This window comes from Chitinophaga alhagiae, assembly GCF_003568665.1.
GTDB classification, from domain to species: Bacteria; Bacteroidota; Bacteroidia; order Chitinophagales; family Chitinophagaceae; genus Chitinophaga; species Chitinophaga alhagiae.
The window spans coordinates 736,275-755,831 of record NZ_QXMH01000002.1 but is presented as its reverse complement, the minus strand read 5'-3'; the positions used below and the strand labels follow the sequence as shown (position 1 = coordinate 755,831).

At 56.1% G+C, this 19,557-nt stretch carries 16 protein-coding genes; 7 read left to right on the top strand and 9 right to left on the bottom strand.

From position 1 onward, the window contains the following. Positions 1 to 9: 9 nt before the first annotated feature. The 4 genes from dgoD to D3A97_RS14045 form a co-directional block, all read right to left on the bottom strand. Entirely contained in the window at positions 10 to 1,188 is a 1,179-nt protein-coding gene (gene dgoD / locus D3A97_RS14065) for a galactonate dehydratase (protein WP_119079119.1), read from the bottom strand. Beyond that, positions 1,185 to 2,507, bottom strand: coding sequence for an aspartate aminotransferase family protein (locus tag D3A97_RS14060; RefSeq protein WP_119079118.1), 1,323 nt, complete (start codon positions 2,505 to 2,507; stop codon positions 1,185 to 1,187). Before D3A97_RS14060 ends, dgoD begins: the two co-directional genes overlap by 4 nt. Next, positions 2,504 to 3,769, bottom strand: coding sequence for a glycosyl hydrolase family 28-related protein (locus D3A97_RS14055; RefSeq protein WP_119079117.1), 1,266 nt, complete (start codon positions 3,767 to 3,769; stop codon positions 2,504 to 2,506). The genes D3A97_RS14060 and D3A97_RS14055 overlap by 4 nt, the downstream gene beginning before the upstream one ends. Positions 3,770 to 4,212: 443 nt before the next feature. Next, positions 4,213 to 4,845 (bottom strand): GntR family transcriptional regulator, encoded by a 633-nt coding sequence (locus tag D3A97_RS14045; protein ID WP_119079115.1) that lies wholly within the window; start codon positions 4,843 to 4,845, stop codon positions 4,213 to 4,215. A 90-nt stretch (positions 4,846 to 4,935) separates the two neighbouring features. Between D3A97_RS14045 and D3A97_RS14040 the strand changes: the two genes are divergently transcribed. Then, a complete protein-coding gene (locus D3A97_RS14040) occupies positions 4,936 to 6,336 on the top strand; it encodes a sensor histidine kinase (protein WP_119079114.1) in 1,401 nt (466 codons plus the stop codon). Positions 6,337 to 6,349: 13 nt separating this feature from the next. Beyond that, the gene (locus tag D3A97_RS25300) at positions 6,350 to 8,014 is read left to right on the top strand and encodes an FAD-dependent oxidoreductase (RefSeq protein WP_119079113.1); all 1,665 of its coding nucleotides are present in this window, start codon (positions 6,350 to 6,352) and stop codon (positions 8,012 to 8,014) included. 128 nt (positions 8,015 to 8,142) lie between these two features. On the opposite strand, the gene D3A97_RS14030 is transcribed toward D3A97_RS25300, so the two are convergent. Next, a complete protein-coding gene (locus tag D3A97_RS14030) occupies positions 8,143 to 9,078 on the bottom strand; it encodes a YihY/virulence factor BrkB family protein (RefSeq protein WP_119079112.1) in 936 nt (311 codons plus the stop codon). A gap of 166 nt (positions 9,079 to 9,244) precedes the next feature. Here D3A97_RS14030 and D3A97_RS14025 point away from each other — a divergent pair, with 166 nt between their 5' ends. After that, the gene (locus D3A97_RS14025; protein ID WP_119079111.1) at positions 9,245 to 10,162 is read left to right on the top strand and encodes an NAD(P)/FAD-dependent oxidoreductase; all 918 of its coding nucleotides are present in this window, start codon (positions 9,245 to 9,247) and stop codon (positions 10,160 to 10,162) included. A gap of 171 nt (positions 10,163 to 10,333) precedes the next feature. On the opposite strand, the gene D3A97_RS14020 is transcribed toward D3A97_RS14025, so the two are convergent. From D3A97_RS14020 to cobA, 4 genes are all read right to left on the bottom strand, one after another. Then, on the bottom strand, positions 10,334 to 11,002 hold the full coding sequence (locus D3A97_RS14020; RefSeq protein ID WP_119079110.1) for an NAD-dependent epimerase/dehydratase family protein: 669 nt from the start codon (positions 11,000 to 11,002) through the stop codon (positions 10,334 to 10,336). A gap of 64 nt (positions 11,003 to 11,066) precedes the next feature. Then, positions 11,067 to 12,230 (bottom strand): mannonate dehydratase, encoded by a 1,164-nt coding sequence (uxuA, locus tag D3A97_RS14015; RefSeq protein WP_198673991.1) that lies wholly within the window; start codon positions 12,228 to 12,230, stop codon positions 11,067 to 11,069. A gap of 86 nt (positions 12,231 to 12,316) precedes the next feature. Beyond that, entirely contained in the window at positions 12,317 to 13,009 is a 693-nt protein-coding gene (locus D3A97_RS14010) for a Crp/Fnr family transcriptional regulator (RefSeq protein WP_119079108.1), read from the bottom strand. Then, positions 12,984 to 13,760: a uroporphyrinogen-III C-methyltransferase gene (gene cobA, locus D3A97_RS14005; protein ID WP_119079107.1), complete on the bottom strand. Its 777-nt coding sequence runs from the start codon at positions 13,758 to 13,760 to the stop codon at positions 12,984 to 12,986. Before cobA ends, D3A97_RS14010 begins: the two co-directional genes overlap by 26 nt. A gap of 177 nt (positions 13,761 to 13,937) precedes the next feature. On the opposite strand from cobA, the gene nirB reads away from it, so the two are divergent. From nirB to D3A97_RS13985, 4 genes are all read left to right on the top strand, one after another. Beyond that, positions 13,938 to 16,433, top strand: a complete 2,496-nt coding sequence (gene nirB / locus D3A97_RS14000; RefSeq protein WP_119079106.1) for a nitrite reductase large subunit NirB — start codon at positions 13,938 to 13,940, stop codon at positions 16,431 to 16,433. 27 nt (positions 16,434 to 16,460) lie between these two features. Further along, positions 16,461 to 16,823, top strand: coding sequence for a nitrite reductase small subunit NirD (gene nirD / locus D3A97_RS13995; RefSeq protein WP_119079105.1), 363 nt, complete (start codon positions 16,461 to 16,463; stop codon positions 16,821 to 16,823). Positions 16,824 to 16,903: 80 nt separating this feature from the next. Next, positions 16,904 to 18,172 carry an alginate export family protein gene (locus D3A97_RS13990; RefSeq protein WP_119079568.1) on the top strand — a complete coding sequence of 423 codons (1,269 nt, stop codon included), beginning with the start codon at positions 16,904 to 16,906 and terminating at the stop codon, positions 18,170 to 18,172. Positions 18,173 to 18,184: 12 nt separating this feature from the next. Beyond that, positions 18,185 to 19,492 (top strand): NarK family nitrate/nitrite MFS transporter, encoded by a 1,308-nt coding sequence (locus tag D3A97_RS13985; RefSeq protein WP_119079104.1) that lies wholly within the window; start codon positions 18,185 to 18,187, stop codon positions 19,490 to 19,492. Positions 19,493 to 19,557 lie beyond the last annotated feature (65 nt).

Below are 19,557 nucleotides of genomic sequence, written 5' to 3'. Positions count from 1 at the left end.
ATGCCATGCTCACCAATCCCCCACACTGCCGTCTTTATAAAAAGTACGTTGCAATACTTCCTGTTGGAACGGATGTTTCTTTACCGCCGCTTCATTGATCTCTATCCCTAAACCCGGGCGGGCATTGGGTTTTACAATGCGCCCCTTTTTCTCCACCGTAAACCCTTCGCTCACTACTTCTTCCCGCCAGGGCACGTCGTTGTGCACGCTTTCACAGATAGCGTACGAGGGCGTGGCAAAACCAAATTCTATGGAAGCCGCCGTGCTCACGGGCCCCTGCGGGTTATGCGGCGCTACGGCCACGCGGTATGCTTCCGCCAGGGCGGCAATGCGCCGTACTTCGCTGAGGCCGCCGCAGTGGGTAATATCAGGTTGTATCACGCTCACCGCGCGCTTCTCCAGCATATCGCGGAAGGCATGCACGCCGGTGAGGCGTTCTCCGCTGGCAATAGGCGTTTTAACGGCGCGCTGTATAATGGCAATATCTTCTATGGTTTCCGGCCAGCAGGGCTCTTCAAAAAAGTAGAGGCCGAACGGTTCCAGGGCTTTGGCAAATTGCAGGCCCATTAACGGGCTGGGGCGGGCATGGCAGTCTACCATTATATCAATTTCTTCTCCCACCGCATCGCGCATGGCGCGCACACAGGCCTCCGCGTAACGGATGGGGCGCAGCCCTTCCAGCGGCATGGTTTCCGGTACGGCCATAGATTTGAACGCCGTAAAACCGTCTGCCACCGCCTGTTGCGCCAGCTCGCCAAAACGGTTGGCATCATCCGGCCGCGTTTGGTAAAAGTCTTCCATTTTACCGCCGCCCAGGTGGCAATACAGCCGGATGTGATCCCGCACGCGGCCGCCCCACAGCTCATGGCAGGGTACGCCGTGAATTTTGCCGAGGATGTCCCACAGCGCAATGTCAATACCGCTGATGGCCGTGCCGCGCACAATGCCGTTGCCGTGCCAGAAATGCTGGCGGTACATCATTTGCCAGAGGTGCTCTATGCGGCGCGGGTCTTCGCCAATGAGCAATTGCGAAATGTCTTCCACCGCCCCGGTAACGGCGCGGGTATGCCATTCCAGCGTGGCTTCTCCCCAGCCCCACAGGCCCGGCTGGTCTGTCACTATCTTGATAAAGATCCAGTTGCGCATGCGGGCATGGCAAACCTGGGTTTCTATGGCTGTAATTTTCATAAAGCGGCTACGATGGTTTGCGTTTTTTCCAGTGTTTCTGCAATGTCCTGTTCAGTATGTGCAAATGAAATGCTCCCTTGCTTCACAGGCAGCGGGAAATTGAATATGCCCTGCTCGATCAGTTTCAGGCGGTATAATTTATCAAATCCGAAATCATGATGTGCCAGTACGTCATGAAAGTCTACCGGCGCATGCGCCATAAAATACACACAGAACGCGGAGCCCTGGCGGGCAATATGGAAGGGTCGGCCTTTTTTCGAAAAGATGCCATGCAGCCCTTCTTCCAGTTGCCGGCCCAGCTTGTCCACATAGCCGTATACGTTGTGCTCCGCGGAGGCCAGCTTGCGCACCGTGGCTATGGCGGCCGCCGTGGTAAGCGGGTGGGCGTTGAAGGTGCCGGCTATCAGCACCCTTTTTTCTTTATCAGGATGAATAAAATAGTCCATGTACTGCTTCCTGCCCGCAATCACGCCCATGGGAAAACCATTGGCCACCGCCTTGCCAAATGTACTTAAATCCGGCACAACGCCGCAAAGCTGCTGGTAGCCGCCCAGCGCATGGCGGAAGCCGGTTTTCACCTCGTCAAAGATCAGCAGGGAACCGTTGGCGTCACACAGCCCGCGCAGGCCTTCCAGGTAACCGGGCAGGGGTTTTACGATGCCGATGTTTTGCAGGATGGGCTCCAGCAGGATGCAGGCAACGGGGTAGCGTTTCATCACGTACTGCACGGAGGCCAGGTCGTTATAGTTCACGATGTGTACCAGGGCCTGGTGTTGTGCGGGTATGCCGGCGGAAAGCCCGTCGTACGGGTACTCCCCGGGGCTCACCCGCTCGCCAACATCGCTGAGGCGGCTGATCACGTTGCAGGCCACATCGTTATGCCAGCCATTGTAGCCGCCCTGCATGACAATGATATGGTCACGCCCGGTAACGGCGCGGGCAATGCGGATGGCGTGATAGGTGGCCTCGGAACCGGTAGTGGTGATCTGCATGCTGTCCGCATTGGGCACTGCCTCGCAAAACACTTTGGCAAACTCGCCTTCCAGGTTGGTAGGCCCTGCGCTCATGAGGAGGGTATCCGCGTTCAGCGTGGCCTTTACAGCGGCGTTCACATCAGGGTCGTTATGCCCGAGGAAGGTAGCGGCAAAACCGGCCTGGTAGTCTATGTACTCATTGCCTTCCAGGTCCCACACGCGGCTGCCGCGCCCTTTTTCAAAGCATATGTTGGGGTCTGATTTCCGGTTCAGCGATACAACGCCGCCGGGGATCCACTGTTCGTTCGTCTTTAACTGCGCCGACGATTTGGGCCATACGTTCATAAAGGTGATATTTTGATTGCGGTGATACTACTGTTCCGGATAACGGCCTGCGGCGCGTGCAGCAGCAGGTTGCCGGGAAGGCCGCTGTGCCGGATGTTTACGTGGCGGATGGTCAGGCGGTCTATCTCCGTTGTGCTGTCAAACAAAAACTGCGGGTTGGGATATTGTGTTTCCACCCGGCTGATGTTTTCGAACAACACGCTGTCCATCACCGAATTTTTTACGCTGATGATGCCGTACACCCGCGGCTGGCCGGGGTCTGTAGAGCGGGAATACACGTTGGCCCCCGATATGCCGGACACCCTTACGTTCCTGAAATGCCCCACCTTGTTGAACAGGCTGTAAAACAGCACCGATGCGGCGGCGGTATTGCCGTGTACGTTCTCTATGGTAATGTTGGACACCGCGGTATGCTCAAACGTGTAAAAAGCCACGGCTTTCAGCGCGGGTATGGAATCGTAGATATTTTGCGGGTAGATGTTCCGCACCGTTACGCCGGTATAATCATACGCCGGGAAAGGCGCCATTTTTCCCTGGAAACAGGCGCCGCCAGAAGCAAAGGCCACCAGGTCATCGTTCGTGAAACCGGAAATATTTTCGATCAGCACGTGGTTGCCGCCGCCGGTCACCCCGTCCCCGTTCTGGTTCAATGCGCTGGTATGCCGCGCATCGCGGAAAGGGTTTTGCTGGAAGTGGATATCATGAATATGCACCGTATCGCATTCCATATAGGCAATGCCCCAGCTGCGGGTACTGTCTATTTGCAGGGAGGCCACCTCCAGCCGCTGTACCTTGTAGAAGAACATGCCGAAGCAGAACGCCGAATTGTCCACCCGGTTGCGGATGGTGCGGGTCTGTGACCAGCCGTTGCCGTTCCACTTGCCGCCGGTAACCGTGATGTTGCGGTTGCCGTTCACGAGGTCTTCATTTTGCAGCAGGTACTGGTTGCAGCCTTTCTCCAGTTCTATATACGCTTCCTGGCTGGCCCTCAGCGTAAAATCAGACGGCAGGCGTACCGGTTTCGAGACCAGGTAATGGCCGGCCGGGAGGTATATTTCGCGGCTGCCGTTCTTTTTGGCCAGCTGAATGGCGGTGTGGATAGCCGCATCGGCCGTGGCGCCGTTGAGGCGTACGGTTACAGGCCCCGGCTGGGCAATGGCGCCCGCGGTACCCAGCAACAGGCAGCACAGCCACATGGCGGCCAACAGTTCCTTAACGGGTGAGCTGCTATTTCCGGCAGCCGGCACAAGCGCATTTTCCATATGATGCAAGAGAATGTTGCCAAATTGTGGCAGCGTAAAGCCGGGCTGCCCCGCTATCAAAGCGTTCTGGCCGGCAATTCATGATTATGTTTACAAATATAGTAGTATTTTGTAAACAAAATAATAATTCTGGAAGATTTTACGGGCAAATCCTCTCGGGACGGCGCAAACCCTTGCCTGCAGGGGGCCCTCTACCGGAAAACAGGCGGGGATGGTGATGAGTACTAGGGTTGACGTTTCGGGGTTGGAGGAAAAGCGAGGTGTAACAGGAGGATCAGCGAACGGTCAGCGAACGGTACGTGGACTTGATGCGGACATGATACGGACGGGGTGTGGGGATGAAGTGGGGATGATGCGGGGCGGGGATTTGGTTGACATTTGGTTGGGCGGAGCGTAATGGATTGAAAATCAATTAAAATAACCATCACACTGCCGCCCCTTTCCTACTCCACCTGCAACGCCGTGGCTTCGCCCCGCGCCAGGTGTTTGATCAGCGTAGCCTCCGCCAGGGCAAGGTCTTTCTCCTTCAGCGCCCGCACGATCTGCCGGTGTTCCGTATCCGTTTGCCCGTAATCGTCCATCTGCATCTTGCCCAGCTTCATATGGAACAGGGGAATATTGCTCACCTGGTACAGCTCTACCAGCTTGCTGTTGCCGGAACTGGCTACCAGGGTCTCATGGAATTTGATGTCCGCTTCGCAGGCCCCGCCAATGTAGCCCTTCTCCACCATTTCCGTAAAATCCTCACAGATCTCTTCCAGGGCGGTGATAAAACCCTGGTCTTTTTGCCGGGCAGCCATGCGCAGCGCCCCCAGCTCCAGCATCTCCCGGAGCTGGCGTATCTCCCGGATGTCATCGGCCGTCATGGACTTTACAAAGTAGCCCCCCTTTTCGCCAAATACCACCAGGTTCTCACCCAGCAGCCGGTTCAACGCTTCCCGTACCGCCATGCGGCTTACTTCGGCCTTCTTTGCCCATACGTCTTCCTTCAGGCGCATGCCGGGCACTACCTGGCTGGATAGGATCTTGCGGCGAAGTTCAACATATACTTTATTGGCCAGTGAATCTGTTTTCATATCAGTTTGTAAACGAAATATTTAATCAAAAGTAAACATTTTTACCCAAGCACAAAATCCGTTACCTTCAAATCAAGAACCGTGAAACCCATGAACAAAATATCTGCCGGCTGGCTGCAATCCATTGAAGCATTGAAAGATGTACCTGTTGACCAGCTGCAATGGCTGGCAGACAACAGCGTACAGGAAACCATTCCCGCCGGGGAGTACCTCTTCAGGGTCAATGATCCCATCACCAGCACCATATTCATTATTTCCGGCAGGGTAAGGGCCTTCATCCTGCAAAACCACGAAGCCCGCGAAATAGCGGTATTCGAGCCGAAAAACATTACCGGTTACCTGCCCTATTCAAGGGGAAACCTGGCCATTGCCACCGGGCAGGCGCTGGAAGATACGGAAGTACTCCGATTTCCACGGGAAAAATCCGGCGAGCTGATCCGGCATCATTTTGAACTGACCCAGGCACTGGTACACCAGATGACCAACCGGGTGCGGGAATTTACCTCCAACCAGCTGCAGAACGAAAAAATGGTGGCCCTCGGCAAACTGTCTGCCGGCCTGGCCCATGAGCTGAACAACCCCGCCGCCGCCGTAGTGCGCGGCGCTACTTCCCTGCGGGAACACCTCCACCTCATACCGGAATATTTCAAAAAGATCAGCACCATACAAATGCCCGCTGAAAAAGTAGACCAGGTAACCGGCATGATGTTCGACCTGCTCCGCCGCCCGCGCAAGGCGCCCCTCAGCCTGATGCAGCGCACGGAAAGGGAAGATGAGCTGACAGACCTGCTGGAACAGTACCAGGTAGAGAACGCCGCGGAAATAGCGGAAAACCTGACAGACTTCGGCGGTACGGCGGAAGACCTGGAAGCCTTTCGCCGGCACATTCCCGAAGCGCACTTCTCCCCTGTGATCAACTGGATCAACAACAACCTGGTAACGGAAAAAATGGTGGCGGACATAGATGAGGCCTCCCGCAGAATTGCCACGCTGATCAGCTCCGTCAAAGTATTCACGCACATGGACCAGGGGCACGATCAGCAAACGGCCGATATTCATGAAGGCATCATCAACACCCTCACCATGCTGCAGCACAAGGTCAGAAAGAACAATATCAGCGTACAACAGCATTTCAACACCGGCCTGCCGCCCATTAAAGCCTTCATAGGCGAACTGAACCAGGTATGGACCAACATCATAGACAACGCGCTGGATGCCATGGCCGCCAACGGCCAGGGCGTTCTTGACATCACCACGGAAAAGGACGGCGATTGTATAAAAGTGTCCATCATAGACAATGGGCCGGGCATACCGGCAGACATACAGCCCCGGATCTTTGACCCGTTCTTTACCACCAAGGAAATCGGGAAAGGCACCGGGCTTGGCCTGGACATCGTATCACAAATAGTACGGCAACACAAAGGCGCGGTGAAAGTACAGTCCGTGCCCGGCCGCACACAATTCAGTGTATCCCTTCCCGTTAATGCTTAAAACCCTCCGGACAATGGAACTACCGATCATATTTTGCATAGATGATGACGAGCAGGTACTGCGCGCTATTACGCGCGACCTGAAGAACAAATACCGCGGCGAGTACAGGGTGCTGGCCACCAGCTCCGTTACCGAAGCGCTGGACAGCCTGCGCGAGCTGAAGAACAAAGGCGAGACCATGGCCATGTTCGTATCAGACCAGCGCATGCCGCAGCTGGACGGCGTGGGTTTCCTGGAAAAGGCCCGGCAGTTTTACCCCGATGCCAAACGTGTGCTGCTTACTGCCTATTCAGACACAGACGCCGCCATCAAGGCCATCAACAAGGTACAGCTGGACTATTACCTCGTAAAACCCTGGGACCCGCCGGAAGAAAAACTCTACCCGGTTATTGATGAGCTGCTGGACGACTGGCGCCATGAGTACCGGCCGGAGTTCAGGGGCATCAAGGTAACCGGTTACCAGTTCTCCCAGCAGTCTCACGCCATCAAGGATTTTCTGGCGGGCAACCTCATTCCCTATCACTGGCTGGACGTTCAAACATCCACGGAAGCGCAGCACCTGCTGCAACTGAACAATATCGGCACGCAAGACCTGCCGGTGGTATTTTTTGAAGACGGCAGCTATCTTGTTCAGCCATCCATTGCGGACATTGCGCGCAAAGCCGGGCTTACCCCGCAGATCAAGCATGATGTGTATGATGTGGTGATCATAGGCGCGGGGCCCGCCGGTCTTGCCGCGGGCGTATACGGCGCGTCTGAAGGCCTGAAAACCTTGCTGGTAGAAAGGCGCGCCCCCGGCGGGCAGGCCGGCACCAGCTCCCGCATCGAGAATTACCTGGGGTTCCCCAGCGGCCTCACCGGCGCCGAGCTGACGCGCCGCGCCATTACACAGGCCACCCGCCTGGGCACGGAGTTCCTGGCGCCACAGTCTGTAAAAGACATCCGGCAGAAAGACGGTTATAACAAGATCATCCTGGAAGATGGTACGGAGATCAACACGCGCAGCGTGATCATTACCACCGGCGTAGACTACCGCACGCTTGACAAAAAAGGCATTGCGGACTTTACCGGCGCGGGCATCTACTACGGCGCCGCCATGACGGAAGCCACCGCCTGCCGTGACAAGCAGGTGTTTGTGGTAGGCGGCGGCAACTCAGCCGGCCAGGCGGCCATGTACCTCTCCAAGTTTGCACGCAACGTGTACATCCTCATCCGCCGCGAAGACCTGACCAGTACCATGTCCGCCTACCTCATAGACCAGATCAGAAGCGCCGCCAATATTACCGTGCGCCCCTTTACCGAAGTGGAAGAGGCCCGCGGTACGGAGCGCCTGCAGCAACTGGTGGTCCATGACCTCTCCACCGGGGAAAAAACCACGGAAGATGCCGATGCGCTGTACATTTTTATTGGCGCCAAACCCTTTACGGACTGGATTGCCCTGAATATTATCAAAGACGAAAAGGGGTTTATTGAAACCGGCGGCGAGCTGAAGAACTACCCCGATTTTGGCAAGGTATGGAAACAGCCGCGAGACCCTTACCTGCTTGAAACCAGCTGCCCGGGCGTGTTTGCCGCCGGAGACGTGCGCGCCCACGCCATGAACCGCGTGGCCGCGGCCGTGGGAGAAGGCTCCATGGCCATCAGTTTTGTGCATAAATACCTGGCGGAGGTGAAGTAAGGCGGCGGCGGCGCTAGTCATTGTCGCCCAGGCTGTAGGGATTGTTCTCTTCGTCTTCCGGCAAGGGTAAATACCATGCCACGCGCAACAGCCCCGGGCGCGGGCAGCCTTCTCCCGCCCGTCAGCGATCAGCTCTCTTCTTCTTCCTCCACATTTTTCAACTGGTATTTGATAGCATGGTGAAGCGGCTGGATGGGCTTGTTATTGGCATTGGCCCATACATTGGCGAAAGACGCGCCGTAATAAAATATCAGGGACACATAGAACACAAAAAGCAGCAGCAGCACCGTGGCCGCGGAAGCGCCGTAGATGCTGTTGATGTTGCTGTAAGACAGCATCCACCGCAACACCAGCTTGCCGATGTTGAACAATATGCTGGTCACAAAAGCGCTCGTGAAAATGATCTTCCAGCGCGGGCGCCCGTCTGGCAAAAGATAGAAGACCAGCGCAAACCACAGGGTAACCGTGAGTATGGAAATGATGTAACGCAGCCCGCTGTCATAATACGTAAACACCGCAGGGATATACCGGTCTATATACTGGCCCAGGAAGGCCTGTACGGAATCCGCCAGTATGCCCGCCATAAACAGCACCGCCGTCAGCAATATGACCAGCACGCCGCGCAGGCGCGAGCGCATGATCTGCCCGAAAGTTTGCCGTTTGCTGATGCGGATGCTCCAGAGCTGGTTCATAGAGCTTTTGATCACCTTGAACAAAGTAGTGGCTACAAACAGGAGGAATATAAACCCCCCGATGGCTACCAGCCAGTTTTCCGCAATGCCGCGGAAAGCACGCAGGGTCTTGATCACTTCCGCCGTGGCTTCGGGGCCAATGATCTCACCCAGTTGGGCAAAGAGCTGGCGGCTGATGTTGCGCGGCTCAAAAATGAGGCGCAGCGTCTGGATAATGATCACCAATATGGCCGGCAGCGCAAAAGTGGTGAAAAAGGCCGTGGCGCCCGCCATGCGCAGGGGATCGTTCGCATTCAGCTCTTTGAACGCGTCTTTGAAAGACAGCAAAAAAACCTGCCAGCGCTTTACATGCTCCCTTTTGCCTGTTGTCATGAATGATCAGTTAATCTGTATTGCCAATGCCGCAGCGAAAGTAAGGCAAAAAACCGGCCATGTGCCCCCTGTTGGCCATATTTCCGGCAGGCATTGCCGGCGATTTGTACAGGAATACCCTTAATAATTGCAACTAAGTTGCATAATTTATCTGTAGATTTGCCGTATGCAGAAAACAATTGAAATAGAAGTAGCCGTTATAGGCGGCGCTACAGCAGGACTGGCCGCGGCGCTCACCCTGGGCCGCTGCATGAGGAACGCCATTGTATTTGATACCGGCAGCCCGCGTAACAAACCGGCCGCCCACGCGCATAATTTTTTTACGAGAGACGGTACGCCGCCTTCCGAGCTGCTGCGCATAGCACGGGAGCAACTGGTGCTGTACCCCAGCGTACAGGTGGAGCAGGCGGCCATTTTGAGCGCCGCCGCGGAAAACGGCCGCTTTATACTGCAGGCTGACAATGGGCACACCTACCGCGCGCAACGGGTGGTGATAGCCACCGGCGTGAAAGATGATTTGCCCGCTATTCCCGGCGTGGCGGAACTTTGGGGCAGCAAATTGTTCCATTGCCCGTATTGCCATGGCTGGGAAGTGAAAGACCTGCCCGTAGCGCTTTTTGGCAGTGGAGAAATGGCCTATGAATTTACCCGCCTGCTTTATCAGCTCAACAAAGACCTGGTGATCTGCACCAACGGGCCGGCCGCCTTCACCAAAGAACAATTGCAAAGCCTGGCCCGGCGTCATATCAAAGTATTGGAGGAAAAGGTAGCAAAAGTAGAAGACGCGCCCGGGGGCATACAGATCACCTTCAGTGATGGAACGGTGTTGCACAAAAGTGCGGCATACGTTAAAACGAGCCTTGTTTACCATACGGAGCTGGCTGTACAACTGGGGTGCGAGTTAACGGAGCAGGGCAGCATCAAAGTGAACGGGTTATACGAGACCTCCGTTGCCGGTGTGCTGGCGGCGGGAGATGTATCCGGCAGCACGCCGCACCAGGTGTCTGCCGCAGCCGCCAGCGGGCATATGGCCGGGGCCATGTGTAACAACGGGCTGGCAAAAGAGGCCTTTGAGGAACAGTGAGCCGGCCGGGCAGGATGGGTAGGGGCCAGAAGAGCATGCGCGGCATATTCCGCTACTTACGCCCCGGACATGACCTGCAAAGGTGTGAACCCGGAGGATATACTGTTACACCCGGCGCACCCGGGATAACCCGCATGGATGCGAACCGGGGAACATGCGCGGCGGATGCCGCTACTCCCGTGCCAGCGCCACAATATCTTTCACCTCCAGCACCCGCTTGGCATACCCGGCGGTTGACACCCGTATCATGGCCTGCCCCACTTCCGCCAGCGTACTGGCAAAGCCGGGGAACAACGCGCGGAGCGCGGGGTACATCCACCCAATGACCCAGTAGAGGGATTTGACGTTTTGCTGCCCTGCCACCGGTTTCATGAAACCGGGGCGGAAAGCGTACACCTGGCGGAAAGGCAGCTTCATCAGATCGTTCTCGGTTTTTCCTTTTATCCTGGCCCACATTACCCTGCCTTTTTCCGAACCGTCTGTACCAGAGCCGGAAACATAACAGAACACCATGTCCGGGTTCAGCTCCGCCAGCGTGCCGGCAAAAGAAAGCGTAAGCGTATAGGTAACGTGGCGGTACGCCTCCTCGTTCATGCCAACAGACGATACGCCGAGGCAAAAGAAACAGGCATTGTAGCCTTTCAGTTGCTCACGAAGGGGGCTGATATCAAAAAAATCCGCGTGAATGATCTCTTTCAGCTTTGGGTGGCTGATACCGGCGGGCTTCCGGTTTATAATGAGCACGCTGGCCACCTCAGCGCTGTTCAGGCACTCCAGCAGCACGCCTTCTCCCACCATGCCGGTGGCCCCGGTAATGATTACATGCAAGGGAACGCTCATAGGGAAACATTTTCATAAATGTAAGCATTCCCCGCCTGCCGGTAAAATGAACAGGCCGGCAGGTTTATTGGTGCGGAGACAATGCAATGCCCATTTCAAGCCCGCGCAGCTCCGCCAGTCCCCGCAGCCGCCCAATGGCGCTGTAGCCGGGGTAGGTGGTCTTTTGCAGGTCGTCCAGCATCTGGTGGCCATGATCTGGCCGCATGGGAACAGATACTTTCCTTCTTTCCATCAGTTTCACCAGTTCCTTCACCACGGCAAACATGTTCACATCCCCATCCAGGTGGTCTGCTTCATAAAAGTTGCCGGCCGCGTCCTGCCTGGTGTTGCGCAGGTGTACAAAGTGAATGTTATCCCCGTAACGCTGTACAATGCCCGGCAGGTCGTTACCGCGGTCTACACTAAGAGAGCCGGTGCAGAAGCAAAGCCCGTTGGCCGGTGAGGGAGCGGCCTGCAGTATTTCCAGCAGGTCTTGTTCCGTGCTTACAATGCGGGGCAGGCCCAGCAAGGGGTACGGAGGATCGTCAGGATGAATGGCCAGTTGCAGGCCCAGCTCTTCCGCCACCGGCACCACCTGCCGCAGGAAATAAAAGAGATGCTGTTTCAGCCTGGCGGCATCTATATCTGCATATTGCCGCAGGGCAGCCAGTATCACTTCTTTCGTGAACCGCTCGTTGCTGCCCGGCAGGCCCAGCAGCGCATTGTGGTACAGCGTGGTCCGCTGCTCTTCCGTCATGGACTGCAGGCGGGCATCTGCGGCGGCTATTTCCGCTGCCGTATAGTCTTTCTCCGCGCCGGGCCTTTGCAAGAGATAAAGATCAAAAGCCACAAAGGCCGCCCGTTCAAAATAAAGCGCCTTGCTGCCGTCAGGCATGGTGTAGGAAATGTCTGTACGCATCCAGTCAAGCACCGGCATAAAATTGTAGGTAATGACCCGTACGCCGCACTGCGCCAGGTTGCGCAGGCTTTGCCGGTAATTCTCTATGTACTTTTCAAAACCCGGCCTTTGCTGCTTGATGTCTTCATGTACCGGCAGGCTCTCCACCACGGCCCATTGCATTCCTGCTTCCGTGATGGTGGCAATGCGTTGCCGGATCTCCTCCACGCTCCACACCTCCCCTACGGGAATATGATGCAGGGCGGTTACCACCCCGCTGCAACCGGCTTGCCGGATATGTTCCAGGCTGACGGGATCATTGGGCCCGAACCAGCGCATTGTTTGCTGCATTAGATACATGCTGCTAAGATGTAAAAAAATTTGATAGTTGTATGAGCCGGCGGGGATTACAACGATGTAAATTGAAGCGCCTGTTTTCAGAAAGGTCCCTCGCGCAGCCGGTGCAGTTTTTCTTCGTTGGTAAGGGTGATGTACCTGCCGGAAACGGCCACCAGGTTTTCTTCTATCATGGCAGTGAGCATGCGGAAGGTGGTTTCATACGTAGCGCCGATGTAGGAGGCAAGGTCTTGCCGGCTGAGCGGGAAAGCAATGAAGCCATCTTTATCGTACCCGAATTTTTCTTTCAGGGTAATAAGCGCATTGGCCAGCCGCCCTTTTACCGGCATATGCGCCAGGTTGCGCATCCGCTTTTCAGACTCCTGCAATTCCCATGCATAGAACAGCATCAGCTCGTACAACAGCTCGTGGTTCACTTTGAGGGAAGCGTTAAAAAAGTCCAGCTCAAAATAGCAGACCGTAGCCGGCTCCAGGGCGGTGGCGGTTACGGGGTATACCATGTCCGCCCCTATGCCGCGGTGCCCTACAATGTCTCCCTCCCTGGCAAAACGTACGATCAGTTCCTTGCCTTCGTCCCAGTGTTTATGCACTTTTACTTTTCCCCTGTACAGGAAATAGATGCCCGTTACCGGGTCTCCTTCGCGGAACAGCACGTCCCCCTTTTTACAGTCAAAGTGTTTTTTCTGCGCCTGCACGGCAGGCAGCCATTCTTTCAGGCACAGCCTGCATACCAGGCACGTTTGCCGGTCACATCCCTGCTTGTTTTTCTTCATATGCTACGGCGGTATGAACAATATTTTCCATGGCGTCCCGGAGGCTCACCACTTCTCCTGCAATAATAATGGCCGGGTTGCCCATGCCCGCCGCCTGCGCCCGGGCGGCAATATCCGCCACAGTGCCTGTCAGCATTTTTTCCTGCGGGGTGGTGCCGTGCTGGATAATGGCCACCGGCATGGCTGACCGGCCGTTGTTGCGGAAAATGTCCATAATGGCTTCCAGCCGGCTCATGGCCATGAGTATCACCACGGTGGCGGTAGACCGGGCGGCCAGGTATACATCTCCGGATATATCCCCGCTATGGGTGGTGCCGGTGGTCACCCAGAAGCTCTCCGTGGTGCCGCGGGCCGTAAGCGGGATCATGCTGGAGGCGGCCACGGCCAGCGCGCTGGATATGCCCGGCACCACGCTCACGGGAATACCCGCTTCCCTGGCGGCGGTGATCTCTTCCACGGCCCGGCCGAAGACAAAGGGATCTCCTCCCTTCAGGCGTACCACATGGCCGTACTGCCGCGCGCAGCTCACCATTAACTGGTTGATTTCCTGCTGGGAAAGGGCATGGCAGCCATAGCGCTTGCCTACAAACTGCACAAAGGCCGTTTCAGGCACGTATTCCAGCAACGCCGGGTTTACCAGGGCGTCATACAGCACCGCGTCTGCCCGCTGCAGGGTACGGATGGCTTTTAAAGTGATCATTTCCGGGTCTCCTGGCCCTGCGCCTACTAAAGATAAATGCGGTTCTGGCATACTAGGAATACATTATTAAATAAATTATATAACTATTTTAAGCATCAACAAGCATAAAATTAAAACATTTTGGCTTATTTTTATGACATAAATCATACACCTAATACGATTTTCAGTTTGTTTTCGCTTAGAATGATAATATATAAATTATCATAATTTAATTAAAACAGTCGTCAGATGAAAATCGTAGTTATCGGGAATGGCATGGTGGGCCATAAATTTTGCGAGAAAATAGTCGATAAATCCGGAAGTTCCGCTATCCAGCTGGTGGTTTTTGGCGAAGAACCGGTACAGGCGTATGACAGGGTACACCTCAGCGCGTATTTTTCGGGGAAAACAGGAGAAGAACTGAGCCTGGCCCCGCTTGACTGGTACCGCGGGCAAAACATCACCCTCCACCTGGGAGACCCCGTGCAACATATTGACCGTGAACAGAAAACGGTGCATTCCCACCGCGGCCTCACTGAATCTTACGACTACCTCATTTTTGCCACCGGCTCCGCCGCCTTTGTGCCCCCCATCCCCGGCACAGACAAAAAAGGCGTATTCCTCTACCGCACCCTGGAAGACCTGGCCCTGATGACGGCCTATGCCCCCCAGGCCACCTGCGGCGCCGTAATAGGCGGCGGGCTCCTGGGCCTGGAAGCCGCCAAGGCGCTCATGGACCTGGGCATACCGGAAACCCACGTGATCGAATTTGCCCCCCGCCTCATGCCGCGGCAAATAGATGACAAAGGCTCAGACATCTTGCAAACCCGCCTCCAGCGCATGGGCCTGCAGGTACATACGTCCAAAAGCACACAATCCATCCTCGGCGCCAACGCCATTACCGGCCTCAGCTTTGCGGACGGCAGCACCCTCCCGGCAGACATGCTGGTGATCTCCGCCGGCATTGCGCCCCGTGACGAGCTGGCCAAACAATGCGGCCTGCAAACCGGCCCGCGCGGCGGCATTGTGGTGAACGGCCAGCTGCAGACCTCGGACCCGCACATTTTTGCCATCGGTGAATGCGCCTTATATAATGGTATGATCTATGGCCTGGTAGCCCCCGGCTATGAAATGGCCGAAGTGGTGGCCTCCCGGCTAACGGCGGCGGCCGAGCCGGCCAAAGCCTTCACCGGTTTTGACATGAGCACCAAGCTGAAGCTGATAGGGGTAGATGTGGCCAGCTTCGGCAATCCCTTCACCACCCCTGACGAAGGGGACAGCATTGTGCTGGAAGACGCCACCAAAGGCATCTACAAGCGCATCAACGTGTCTAAGGACGGGCAACTGCTGCTGGGCGGCATCCTGATCGGGGACGCATCGGCCTATAACCTGCTGCTGCAAACCTGCAAAAACAAACTGGCCCTCCCGGCGGAACCGGCAGACCTCCTGCTGGGCGGCCGCAGCGCACAGCCCGCCAACATGGAGCTGCCAGACGACGCGGTGATCTGCTCCTGCGAGAACATCAGCAAAGCCGCCATCTGCAAAGCGGTAGAAGGCGGCCATGAAACCTTTGACGCGGTAAAAAAATGCACCAAAGCGGCCACCTGCTGCGGCGGCTGCGCGCCCATGGTGAAAGACATCATCACCGCCACCATGAAAGCGCAGGGAAAATACATCCGCAACGTGGTATGCGAACACTTTAACTACTCCCGGCAGGAACTGCTGGACCTGGTGAAGGTAAAAAGCCTCCGCTCCTTTGACGAAGTGCTGGACCACTACGGCCACGGAGACGGCTGCGAGATCTGCAAGCCGGTGGTCAGCTCCATACTGGCCAGCCTCTGGAATGACATGATACTGGCCAAAGGCAATGATACCGCGCAAGACTCCAACGACCGTTACCTGGCCAACATCCAAAAAGGCGGCACTTACTCCATAGTGCCCCGCATCCCCGGCGGGGAGATCACGCCGGAAAAGCTGATCGTGATAGGCCAGATCGCCGCGCAATACCACCTCTACACCAAGATCACCGGCGGCCAGCGCATTGACCTCTTTGGCGCGCACCTCAGCGACCTGCCGGACATATGGGAGGCGCTTATCAATGCCGGCTTTGAAAGCGGCCACGCCTACGGCAAGGCCCTGCGTACGGTGAAAAGCTGCGTGGGCTCTACCTGGTGCCGCTTTGGCCTGCATGACAGCGTGAGCTTTGCCATACAGATAGAAGAACGTTACCGCGGGCTGCGCGCACCGCATAAAATAAAGTCTGCCGTATCCGGCTGCATCCGCGAGTGCGCGGAGGCCCAGTCCAAAGACTTCGGCATCATAGCCACCGAAAAAGGATGGAACCTGTACGTAGGCGGCAACGGCGGCTCCAAACCGCAGCACGCCAAACTGCTGGCGGCAGACCTGGACAGTGCAACCTGCATCCGCTACATAGACCGTTTCCTCATGTTCTACATCAAAACCGCAGACCCGCTCACCCGCACCGCCACCTGGCTCAACAAGCTGGAAGGCGGCATGGACTACCTGCGCAACGTAGTGGTGAATGACAGCCTGGGCATTGCCGCGGAACTGGAAAAAGAAATGCAGCAGCTGGTAGACGCCTATAAATGTGAATGGCGCGAAGTAGTGGAGAACCCCGAGCTGCGCAAACGCTTCTCCCACTTTGTGAACGCGCCGGAAGAAAAAGACCCTACCGTAAAATTCGAGACCATGCGCGCCCAGAAAAGGGCCGCAGAATGGAAATAAATATTGCTTACCAAACCTTTGTTAATTATGTCAGCCATTACCACAACAGACATCACCTGGTTCTTTGCCTGCAAAACAACAGACGTTCCGCCCAACGGAGGCGTTTGCGTGAAGTATAAAGACGAACAGATAGCCCTGTTCCACTTCACCCGTACCAACCGCTGGTACGCCACACAGAACCTTTGTCCGCACCGCCGCCAGATGGCGCTGAGCCGCGGGCTCACCGGTACGCAGCAGGGAGAGCCGAAAGTGGCCTGTCCCTTTCATAAAAAGACCTTTTCGCTGGCAGACGGGCGTTGCCTGAATGATGAGCATGAATGTTCGCTGACCACTTACCCGGTAAGGCTGGAAGATGACCGTGTGTACATTGGCGTTAGTAATGCATATTAAAACGAAACCCGGCAGTTGGCAGACTAACCGGGCTTCTGGATTTTAATATGATTGGCTCATTTAAAATTTACCAAATTTACATGAAAAAATGGTTCCTTTCCGGGGCATCTTCCATTTTCTTCAGCGCCCTTTGCTGGCAGAACGTTAAAGCCCAGTTCTCCCTCTCCGCGCAGCTCCGCACCCGTACAGAACTGCGCGATGGCCAGGGCGGCCCGCTCCCCGCCGGCGCAAAACCCGCCGTATTCACCTCCCAGCGCAGCCGCCTTTCCGCCGCCTACGCCATACCCAGCCTGAAGCTGGGCCTTGCCCTACAGGACGTGCGGGTATGGGGGCAGGATGCGTCTACCATTCACCGCACCACCACCGCGGACAACAACGGCTTTATGCTGCATGAGGCCTGGGCCGAAGTGAACCTGGCAGACAGCCTGCAATTGAAAATAGGCCGGCAGGAGCTGGTGTATGATGACAGCCGGTTGCTGGGCAACCTGGACTGGCTGCAGCAGGGCCGCCGGCACGATGCGGCGCTATTGAAGTTCAGGCACAGCGGCTGGGTGATGCACCTGGGCGGCGCTTTCAACCAGAATAAGGAAAATGCCGCCGGCACCGTGTACAACCCAACGCCGCCCGGCAACTACCCCGCCAACACCAACGGCGGGCAGCAGTACAAGAGCATGGAGTTTTTGTACGTACAGAAGATGGGCCTTTCTTTCCTCTTCCTCGCAGACCAATTCTCAAGATACACCACAGACAGCACAGGCGCCAAACAATGGCAACCCTCCGCTCACAACCGCATGACCACCGGCCTTTTCTACACCTGGAAAAAAAGACTGACGCTGGCCGCGTATTACCAGTTTGGTCATACGCCGCTGGGAGAAAGCCTCGGCGCCGCCCTGCTGTCTGCCGCCTACCGCCATCCCTTCCATGACCGTTTCAGCGCCGAAGCCGGTATTGACTATACCACCGGCGGCAACGCCGGCAATGCCTTTGACCCGCTGTACGGCACGCCGCACAAGTTCTGGGGCGCTATGGACTATTTCTATGTAGCCAGCGGTTTCGGGAACAAAGGTTTGCAGGACTACTACCTCCGTGGCCAATATAAGCCCTCCTCCAAATGGATGATAGGCGTGGACGTACACCAGTTTTTCAGTGCCGCCTCCTACAACTTCGGCATGGAAGCAGACGTTTCCGCCACCTGCCAGTTGTCAAAGTTTGTGGCGGTGGAAGGCGGTTACAGCCACTTCCGCAGCACCAGCCACCTGGCCGCCGCTAAAAACGTGGCGGATGCCCAAAACAGCCACCATTGGGCGTGGCTCTCCCTCAACATCAAACCGGAACTTTTCTCCAGATAAAAACATTGCAACATGACCTTTCAAAATAAACCGCTTGAAAAAATTGCCCTCTTCAGCCTGAAAACCGTGCAGATGCGCACGTTCCACATCACCTGGCTGATGTTCTTTGTGTGTTTCTTCGGCTGGTTCGGCCTGGCCCCGCTGATGCCTACCATCCGTGAAGACCTGGGGCTGACCAAATCACAAGTAGGCAATATCATCATCGTGTCCGTATCCGGTACCATCATTGCCCGCCTTATCATAGGCCGCCTCTGCGATACCTGGGGCCCGCGCAAAACCGCCGTGCGCCTGCTGCTGTTTGGCTCCATTCCCGTGTTCCTGGTAGGGCTGGCAAATGATTATGCCACTTTTCTGCTGTTCCGTTTAGCCATCAGCGTAATAGGCGCATCTTTTGTGATCACCCAGTTCCATACTTCCATCATGTTCGCGCCCCGCATCAAAGGCACTGCCAACGCGGTGGCCGGCGGCTGGGGCAACCTGGGCGGCGGCGTAACCAACATGGTAATGCCCCTGATATTTGCCGCTATTGTAGGTTTCGGCTATACCGGCCACGAAGCCTGGCGGCTGGCCATGATATTACCTGGCTGCATGATGCTGGGCGTGGCCTTTCTCTATGCACGGTATACCAAAGACACGCCAGACGGCAACTACAGCGAAGTAAACCGCAACGCCGTAAAAACAAAAACAGACTGGACGGTACTGGCGGACTGGCGCATCTGGGCGCTCACATTGGCCTACGCCATGTGCTTTGGCATGGAGATCACTTTTGACAACGTAGCCTCTCTTCATTTTGTGGACACCTTCGGGCTTTCGCAGGCCAGCGCCGGCTTCTGGGCCGGTATTTTCGGGCTGATGAACATTTTTGCCCGTGCATTGGGCGGCTTTGTGTCAGACAAAGTGGGCGAAAAACAGGGCATGAAGGGAAAGGGCACCCTGCTGGCTTTTGTGCTGCTGGCGGAAGGCGGCGGGCTGCTGCTCTTTGCGCAAGCCGCATCGCTCACCCTGGCCATCATTGCCATGCTGGGTTTTGCGCTGTTCCTCAAAATGGCCAACGGCGCCACGTACGGCATAGTGCCGTTCGTCAATGAAAAGAACGTAGGCCTCGTTAGCGGCATTGTAGGCGCGGGCGGCAACCTGGGCGGCATGCTGTTCGGTTTCCTGTTCAAGTCGGAAAACATCAGCTACGAGCAGGCCTTCACGTACATTGGCTACGCGGTGATCGGCACCGGTATACTGGTATTGCTCACCCGTTTTGGCAAACAACCCGGCAGGGCGCCGGCAGCACAGCCGCAACCGGTGTTTGTGACGGAAAAGAAATAGCAAACAACCCGCATCCCTGCCGGAACAACAGAAAACCGCCAGGGTACGGGTGCATAACAACCGTT

Bases quoted from the DNA above. Each gene is read 5' to 3' on its own strand.
- dgoD (WP_119079119.1), bottom strand. From the start codon at position 1,188: ATGAAAATTACAGCCATAGAAACCCAGGTTTGCCATGCCCGCATGCGC.
- D3A97_RS14060 (WP_119079118.1), bottom strand. From the start codon at position 2,507: ATGAACGTATGGCCCAAATCGTCGGCGCAGTTAAAGACGAACGAACAG.
- D3A97_RS14055 (WP_119079117.1), bottom strand. From the start codon at position 3,769: ATGGAAAATGCGCTTGTGCCGGCTGCCGGAAATAGCAGCTCACCCGTT.
- D3A97_RS14045 (WP_119079115.1), bottom strand. From the start codon at position 4,845: ATGAAAACAGATTCACTGGCCAATAAAGTATATGTTGAACTTCGCCGC.
- D3A97_RS14040 (WP_119079114.1), top strand. From the start codon at position 4,936: ATGAACAAAATATCTGCCGGCTGGCTGCAATCCATTGAAGCATTGAAA.
- D3A97_RS25300 (WP_119079113.1), top strand. From the start codon at position 6,350: ATGGAACTACCGATCATATTTTGCATAGATGATGACGAGCAGGTACTG.
- D3A97_RS14030 (WP_119079112.1), bottom strand. From the start codon at position 9,078: ATGACAACAGGCAAAAGGGAGCATGTAAAGCGCTGGCAGGTTTTTTTG.
- D3A97_RS14025 (WP_119079111.1), top strand. From the start codon at position 9,245: ATGCAGAAAACAATTGAAATAGAAGTAGCCGTTATAGGCGGCGCTACA.
- D3A97_RS14020 (WP_119079110.1), bottom strand. From the start codon at position 11,002: ATGAGCGTTCCCTTGCATGTAATCATTACCGGGGCCACCGGCATGGTG.
- uxuA (WP_198673991.1), bottom strand. From the start codon at position 12,230: ATGCAGCAAACAATGCGCTGGTTCGGGCCCAATGATCCCGTCAGCCTG.
- D3A97_RS14010 (WP_119079108.1), bottom strand. From the start codon at position 13,009: ATGAAGAAAAACAAGCAGGGATGTGACCGGCAAACGTGCCTGGTATGC.
- cobA (WP_119079107.1), bottom strand. From the start codon at position 13,760: ATGCCAGAACCGCATTTATCTTTAGTAGGCGCAGGGCCAGGAGACCCG.
- nirB (WP_119079106.1), top strand. From the start codon at position 13,938: ATGAAAATCGTAGTTATCGGGAATGGCATGGTGGGCCATAAATTTTGC.
- nirD (WP_119079105.1), top strand. From the start codon at position 16,461: ATGTCAGCCATTACCACAACAGACATCACCTGGTTCTTTGCCTGCAAA.
- D3A97_RS13990 (WP_119079568.1), top strand. From the start codon at position 16,904: ATGAAAAAATGGTTCCTTTCCGGGGCATCTTCCATTTTCTTCAGCGCC.
- D3A97_RS13985 (WP_119079104.1), top strand. From the start codon at position 18,185: ATGACCTTTCAAAATAAACCGCTTGAAAAAATTGCCCTCTTCAGCCTG.